The sequence below is a fragment of the Cecembia sp. genome (assembly GCF_007126775.1).
GTDB lineage: Bacteria > Bacteroidota > Bacteroidia > Cytophagales > Cyclobacteriaceae > Cecembia.
The window spans coordinates 1-7,826 of record NZ_SLAP01000067.1; the positions used below are offsets into that span (position 1 = coordinate 1).

A 7,826-nucleotide genomic window follows, 5' to 3' on the forward strand; every position below is an offset into this window, starting at 1 on the left:
CTTGATGAATAGAGAAAGGTTCATGTGTAATCACATATTCATACCATCCCTCCAAATCTTCAACTAAGAATGCCATACTGGCGCCTTTCTTTTCTGTAAAACTATGCATCCCACGCCTGCCGTCCACTGGACCGATAAATCCATTTTTTGATACTTGGTATACTTTTGCCCATCCTTGGTCTACGATTTGTCTGAGTCCAATTTTTTCTTCTAAAAATCTTTCGGCCTCTTGCATGTCTTCGTAGTATAGCCAGTAAACCGCTCCGTAAAAGCCTTCGTTTTTGGACCATCGGTCTGTGGCACCACTTTTGGCATCGTAACTTGGCAAAAGGGGCATCAGCTTTTCATTTTCAGGGTGCTGTTTGAACATTTCAAACTCCAAAAGATAACCTTCGGGATCTATCGCTACAAACCCATCATGAGCGTTATTTTCTTTGGGTTTATATTCATATTTTATAGTAACGCCTTCTCTTTTCAGATAGCTATACCATTCCGAAAGGTGATTGGTCAGCAGGGCTAAGGCTACAGTTTTGGGCTCATCCGCCTTGTGCCTTCCCACTGCTTCATCCACCAATGTCAACCAGGCATCATCTGTTATTTTTACAGTGCAAGCAAATCCGTAATCAGATATGATTTCCAAACCTAATGTTTGGTTATAAAATGTTTTTGCTTGATCCAAATTCTTATAATACAAGAAAAGATTTGTTCCCTGAATCCCAAAATCAGGTAAGGTTCTGAATGACGTATTTTTAGCAAGAAGCGTATTGATATAATGGGATGGATAACCCAAAAGACGACCAAACCATCTGGCTTCTGATTCATCGTTTTGCCCATTTTTTATGGTATTTTTGAGTGTTCTGTAAGCATTTAGCGCCTCTGGTTTGTGGAAAATCAAAACCTCCATTTCCTCGGCAATCTCAGCAGGAAATAGTTGGGTTTGAATCAGGTCATTTTCCCGGTACACTTCAATACCCCTTTCTTTGGCAATTTCCTGAGCAGTTTCCCAAAGGGCCTCCACCTCTGCTTTATTCATAGGTTCACTTAATGCCAGAGGTTTAACATCTGCAGCTACCATTTCGGCAAAGGCCTTCATTTGGCCTATTTGGATATTTTGATTGTTGTTTTCTGGAGAAACACAGCAGGTTAAAAAACTCAAAATTGGCAAAACTATGATTAATTTTTTCATAGGATGTGGGTTTTTATGGACTTTAGGTATAAGGTTGATTGAATTTTTCAAAAATTTGCTAATTTAGATGGGTTCTAGCTTAAAATTAACGGAAAAATCTGAACAGTGGCTTAAAAAGTACCCAAATTATGGGCTTTACTTGTTTAAGGTGGCCCTATCAATGTGGATTTTAGGGGGATTACTGCTTCATTTCTGGAATAGTGATTGGGATCCCGTAAAAGCTATGGAAGAAAACAATATACTTGATTCAATTTTTTGGGTATTCTTTATGGTTTTATTTGATTATTTTGTCATTTACCATACAAATAAAAATTCCCATCTTAAAAAATCTCAAGAAGCCAAGTTTGAATGAGTTCTTAAAAAATATTAGATCATCTTTTTAATCAATGGCTATATCAAAAAAGGAGAGTTATCAATACCTATTTTCATGAAATGAATTCTTCAGCCAGATGTCCCACGCTTTGGATCATAAAGCCTATTGAGCAAGCGAGTTTAGGAAAAATATATAATGGGATAATCACCAAAATTTGAAATATGGAATAGAATACCCATTACGCTTTTTTATATTGATTTATATCCAAACCTTATATTTTACCAAAGGATGTGGATAAGTAGAACCAAGAGATATACTATATTTTTTCAGCTGAGATGTGGATAACTCGAAGGGCTGATGAATATCAAACCCGGGTATAGCTGCAAGTTCGGGAATCCAATGCCTGATATAATCTCCTTTGCGATCGTAGTTTTGCGCCTGTCTCAAGATGTTGAAATAGCGGTTTTCCCTAGGATCATTTCCTACTCCTGCCACATACATCCAATTGCCCCAATTGCTACAGACATCATAGTCGATTAACTGACTTTCAAAAAACATAGCTCCCCATCTCCAGTCTATTCCAAGATCATTGACCAAAAAAGAAGCTACGTTTTGTCGGCCTCTGTTAGACATAAAACCACTTTCGTTGAGTTCTCTCATATTAGCATCAACAAACGGGATACCTGTGTCACCCTTTGCCCATTTCCAAAAGTGTTGCTCATTCCTGCTCCACTTATCCACATTGTTTTTGATGCCTCCGAGCTTAAAGACTTTTTTTCCGTGTTTTTTACAAATGAACCTGAAATAATCTCTCCATATCAGTTCAAAAATCAACCAATAGGTGGATTGGTTTTTCTTTCTTTCCTTTTCGTAGCGTTTGATTTCCTCATAAATGTACCTTGGACTAAGGCAACCCAATGCCAGCCAAGGAGAAAATTTACTGCTATAATCCCCGCCTAAAAGGCCATTCCTGGTCTCTTTATAAACTTTTAGAAGGTCTTTTTCCCAAAAATAAGCCTGAAGTCTCCCAATACCTTCCGTTTCACCTCCTTTGAACACCAACACAGAACGGGAAGAGCTACTGGGATCCTTCAGACCCAATGTGGATAAATCAGGCAGTTCGCCAAAATCTGTTATTTCTTTTGGGAATGTAACTTTTTTCGGTACAGGCAGTGTTTTCTGTATTTTTGAAAATTTCTCACATTCTTTTCTAAATTGCGTGAAAACTTCAGGAGTCTGCATCACAGGGAAGGGTAAGTCCTGAATATTGAAAAGCGTACTCTGCCAATAGGCTTGAGTCTTTATCCCGTGTTTCCACGCATTTTGTTCCAATTGTAATTCTATTTCTTTTTCCTCTGTAGCAACCTCCTCTGAGAAAAAGATAGCATCTGCATGGTGATTTATGGCCAAATCCACTAATACATCTTCTGGTTTTCCATGAAGGATTACCAATTGTCCACTTAAATTTCTCAAGTTGCTCCTCAAGTTATCCACAGATTCCAAAAGGAATTTTGCTCTATGATTACCTGTTTTGTCCAAATCCAACTCCATTTTTCCGAAACTTCTTGGATCAAAACAATAAACAGGGATGACCTCTTCCGCTTTTTGAAAAGCGAATGATAAGGGCGCATTATCATGCACCCTTAAATCATTCCTAAACCAAACGATAACTCTTTTAAACATCATGCAAAAAATCAACAGCTTGTTGAATAAAAGTGTTTGTGGATTCAAAAGATTTATGCTTACTTGATGGGTTAAATAGTGGTAAAATAAAATCTTATGAAAAGCATCCTTTCTAGTCTTATTATTTTGATAGCATTCCAAAGTTTTGGTCAAGAAGTTCTGCCGAATCAGGTTTTTTGGAAGACTTTGCAATTGCATTGTGGAAAGGCTTACGAGGGAGAAATAATGACACCATCAGAAAACGATCCTTTTTCAGGCAAAAGGTTGATCATGCATGTTGTTGACTGTGGGGAGGGATTTATCCACATCCCCTTTTTTGTAGGCGATGATAAATCTCGTACCTGGGTGCTCACCATGGAGAACGGTTTGATTAAATTAAAGCATGATCACAGACACGAAGATGGTTCAGAAGATGAGGTTACCCAGTATGGGGGTACTACATCTAATACGGGTATGGCGGGAATTCAATATTTTCCCGCAGATCAGGAAACAGCTAATTTGATACCTTATGCAGCAAACAATGTCTGGTGGATAACACTTGATGATAATTTCTTTACTTATAATTTAAGGAGAATTGGATCAGATAGGTTTTTTTCTGTCAAGTTTGACTTGAACAAAGAAGTAGAAAGTCCAGGCCCAGCTTGGGGATGGGAATAATTCTTTCCATACTATATCTTGGATGCCGTAAACTGTTTTCCGCTCAATAAAAACAAGCAAGCAAGACTTATGAAAATGTTATCCACAATTTTATTGTTTCTACTTTGGAGTCATACCTTTGCGCAGGAAAAGTCTCTTGCCGAAAGGTTAGGTTATGCCAGGGAAGATAAACTTTTGATCATTCATGCTGATGATCTGGGATTGGCACATTCTGAGAATGAAGCTACTGTTCAGGCCATAAAAAATGGCGTGGTAAATTCCACAAGCATAATGATGCCCTGTGCATGGGCTACCGAGGCAGGTGAAATGGTTGCAGGATTGCCTGACCTAGACATTGGTGTACATATTACCTTGACCAACGAATGGCATACTTACAAATATGGGCCAATCGCATCTAAGACCGATGTGCCCGGATTGGTAGGTCCAGATGGATTTATGTATAAAGATTGCGCCTCTGTGGCACAAAATGCCAGTCCAGCGGAAGTTGAAAAAGAAATGCGGGCGCAGATAGAGGCAGCCATAAAAATAGGAATACAGCCTACACATTTGGACTCACATATGGGCTGTGTATTCTATGGAAGACCTGAATATGTTGCTTCCTATCTAAAGTTAGCAGAGGAATATGGGATTCCGGCCATGATGAATCAACAGATAGTAGATGCGGTGATCAAACCTAACCCGGCTATCTTTAAGGATTTGGATCTGGAAAATTTAATTTTGATTGACCGTACGGCCATAGCCAATCCACAGGTTTACGACGAAATCGGAATGGATGCATTCTATACTGATTTGTTGAATAGTTTGGAGCCAGGGGTGACTGTTCTGCTGAATCATATAGCCTTTGATGATGCAGAGATGCGTGCTGTTACTACAAGGTTTTCGCATTGGCATGCTGCATGGAGACAGGCTGACTTTGATTTTTTCACCGGGCAAAAAGTCAGGGATTTGTTGAAAAAAAACAACATTCAATTGATTACTTGGAAAGAAATTGGAAAATTGGTTGACAAAGACTTAATATTGCCCTAAAATTAGTCATATGAAGATACCGAATATTTCCCTGATACTGGGACTGATGCTTGTCGTCTTGTCTTTTACTTCCTGTACAGAAGACTGTAGAAATGGACAATTTGATCTTGTAGGGGCAGAAATTGAAGCGAGAAGATGGTTTCCAGGTGAGGGGATAGACGCAACAGAACCTTGGGATAACGAAGTGGAACTTCCGCTTGTGGTACTAAAAGTTGAAATTAAAATGGAGAAGTTTTTCAATGTTCTCCCTGATTTTGATGGGAATTGTTTCCCAAAATACCTCATTGATAATGCGGTCAAAGATGTTAAAATTTTTAGTAATCAATCATTCAATAATATTGGCCCTTCACAAGATTTGTCTGGTATCATCTTATTTGCTCCAACAGCTGCGACCCAACTTGGTCAGTTTCTTCCAAAAAATGAATGGTTGGAATTTTATGTCAATGAATCCAATTTTGCGAGATCCTATTTTGTTTTTAATCAAAATCCAGAGTTAGAGGCATTGCACAAAATCAAAATGCTCTTTGAATTTGAGGATGGAACAACAATTGAAACCAATGAAGTCGAGGTTCGACTAAGGAGAGCAACCCTGAGAGATTGATTGTCAACAGGTATTATCTTCTATTATAAAGTCATTTTTTCTTGTTATTTTTAAAAGATGAAGGTATTCAAGTGCTTTGGTCTTTTGCTTCTTACAGTTATAATGTCTTGTAATGGACCTGAAAAGGAGCAACCCCTTTCTGGGCTTTTAAATGATTTACAAAAACTCCAAGGCAAAGAAGCGTACCTCAACTCTCCGTTTCTTACTGCCGGAGACCGGGTTTATATGGTAGGTCATCAGGATGGGACCTTCCCTGATTTGGGCTGGCATGTGGAAGGAGAAATGGGCGGGATATGGAACCATCCCATCAAATTGATGGATGGTTTTACTGCTGCCATCGGGCTTGCAGATCAATTTTATTGTTTGGACAAAGCAGATGCATTTTTTAACTACCCAATAGCCAACAAGCATATTTTTAATAATGTTCCGGGGTTGGAAGTACAACGCTTTCAGTTTGTACCTGATGGGGAAGAAGGCCTCGTTGTGGATTTTGCTATAAAAAATATGCATAACTCACCAAAAACCATTCAATTTGAATTTACTGGGCATACAGACTTGATGCCGGTCTGGTTGGGAGAACAAGTAAACATGATTGATTATGCAGATAATCTGGAGTTTGACGAGAAGAGAAAAGCTTGGAGGGGTAAGGATGCCGGAAATAACTGGTTTGTTTTATTTGGAGCGACTCAACTTCCGGAAAAATATGCAATAGATAGTTCTTCTCATTGTAATTACCAACCAAAGGGGAAAGGGAAAACAGGTCAACTGGTCTATGATATGGATATAGGGCCTGAGGAAATAAAGACACTACGCTTTATTGTTGCAGGTTCATATACAACGCAAAAGCATGCAGAGGATACTTATGATAGGCTCCTTTCGGAAACAGAACATCTTCTCCAGGATAAAAAGCAGCGGTATAATAGGATATCTTCCAAAACTAAGCTCAGTATTGAGGACAAAGAGCTGGAGCAGGCATTTGAATGGGTGAAGTACAACACAGAATGGCTGGTAAGGGAGGTTCCAGAAATAGGAAGAGGTCTAGGGGCAGGGATGCCGGACTATCCTTGGTGGTTTGGCGTAGATAATGAATATACGCTCAAAGGGGCAATTGTTACTGGAAGGAAGAAATTGGTGTATGAGACAGTTGAACTTATCCACAAGCTTTCTGAGGTCAATGGGAATGGCAGGATTGTCCATGAGGTAAGTACCAATGGGGTTGTTTTTAATCCCGGAAATATTAATGAAACACCACAGTTTGCTTCATTGATTTGGTGGGTGTTTCAATGGACGGGAGATAAAGCATTTTTGTCAAAGTATTATCCTACTGTAAAGAGAGGTTTACAATGGTTAATGGAAGAAAATGATGGGGATGGTAATCTATTTCCTGATGGTTATGGCATGATGGAAATCCATGGTTTGGAATCTGAGATGATTGATGTGGCGGTTTATACACAAAAGGCCTTTGCAGATGCAGCCCAAATGGCTAGAATTATGGGTGAAAGTGCAGAGGAGGTGAGGTATCAACAGATTGCAGATGAACTGAAAACCAAAATCAATGAAGAATTTTGGGTTGAAGAATTCAACTCCTATGCTGATTTTATAGGAACTGCGGCTGAGGCATTGGAACTGATCGATGCGGCAATTATCCGTGCTGACACTTTGAATAAGCCATGGGCAGTGAAGGAGTTACGGCACACAAAATCTAGGCTTTTAAAGTATCCCAAAAATGAAAAGCAGGGATTTGTTATTTTTCACAATTGGGTAGTGAATACCCCTATGGAGATGGGAATTGCAGATAGTGATAAGGCGATAAGGGCCCTGGATAAAGGAAGTAAGTTTGTCAATCCTTTTGGTGTTTTTGTAACCGGAATCGATAGGGATGAATCTTCCGATTTGGAAGAAGGATCTTTTTCAGGGAGTAAAGTTTTCTCTTACACAGGTGCGGTGATGACTTTACCAACGGGTGTGCAGGCGATTGCTGAAAACAATTATGGGAGACCGGATATGGCATTGGATTATCTCAACAGAATGACCCGCTCTTTTGGGTTCGCATTACCGGGCTCTATTTATGAAGTTTCTCCAGATTATGGAATGATGACACAGGCATGGAATTTATATGCCTATGCCGTTCCTATTGTAACACAGTTTTTTGGAATACAACCTAATGCGCACCAAAATATAATCCAAGTTAGCCCACAATTTCCTTCTTCTTGGAATGAAGCGAAATTGGAGCATGTCATTATAGGAGATAATATCTTTGATATTTCCTATAGTCTCGTGGAAAATGGGATGCAGTTTGAAATCACTCAAACTAAAAATTGGACGATAAATTTTAAAATACCAAAGAATAATATTAAAAA

At 39.0% G+C, this 7,826-nt stretch carries 6 protein-coding genes; 4 read left to right on the top strand and 2 right to left on the bottom strand.

Annotation, left to right across the window (positions count from 1 at the left end):
• Window positions 1–1,186: VOC family protein (locus tag QZT73_RS04530; RefSeq protein WP_291786821.1), on the bottom strand; the 1,186-nt coding region annotated here is incomplete at its 3' end.
• A gap of 571 nt (window positions 1,187–1,757) precedes the next feature.
• Entirely contained in the window at window positions 1,758–3,182 is a 1,425-nt protein-coding gene (locus QZT73_RS04535) for a DASH family cryptochrome (RefSeq protein ID WP_291786831.1), read from the bottom strand.
• Between the two features lie 96 nt (window positions 3,183–3,278).
• Between QZT73_RS04535 and QZT73_RS04540 the strand changes: the two genes are divergently transcribed.
• The 4 genes from QZT73_RS04540 to QZT73_RS04555 form a co-directional block, all read left to right on the top strand.
• On the top strand, window positions 3,279–3,839 hold the full coding sequence (locus QZT73_RS04540) for a hypothetical protein (RefSeq protein WP_291778508.1): 561 nt from the start codon (window positions 3,279–3,281) through the stop codon (window positions 3,837–3,839).
• Between the two features lie 69 nt (window positions 3,840–3,908).
• Window positions 3,909–4,865, top strand: coding sequence for a polysaccharide deacetylase family protein (locus QZT73_RS04545; RefSeq protein WP_291786823.1), 957 nt, complete (start codon window positions 3,909–3,911; stop codon window positions 4,863–4,865).
• A gap of 10 nt (window positions 4,866–4,875) precedes the next feature.
• Entirely contained in the window at window positions 4,876–5,466 is a 591-nt protein-coding gene (locus QZT73_RS04550; protein WP_291786825.1) for a hypothetical protein, read from the top strand.
• A gap of 57 nt (window positions 5,467–5,523) precedes the next feature.
• Window positions 5,524–7,826 (top strand): glycogen debranching protein (locus tag QZT73_RS04555; RefSeq protein ID WP_291786827.1); only part of this gene is annotated, 2,303 nt, incomplete at its 3' end.

Excerpts from the sequence above, each read along its gene's own strand:
- QZT73_RS04535 (WP_291786831.1), bottom strand. The coding sequence starts at position 3,182 with ATGTTTAAAAGAGTTATCGTTTGGTTTAGGAATGATTTAAGGGTGCAT.
- QZT73_RS04545 (WP_291786823.1), top strand. The coding sequence starts at position 3,909 with ATGAAAATGTTATCCACAATTTTATTGTTTCTACTTTGGAGTCATACC.
- QZT73_RS04550 (WP_291786825.1), top strand. The coding sequence starts at position 4,876 with ATGAAGATACCGAATATTTCCCTGATACTGGGACTGATGCTTGTCGTC.
- QZT73_RS04540 (WP_291778508.1), top strand. The coding sequence starts at position 3,279 with ATGAAAAGCATCCTTTCTAGTCTTATTATTTTGATAGCATTCCAAAGT.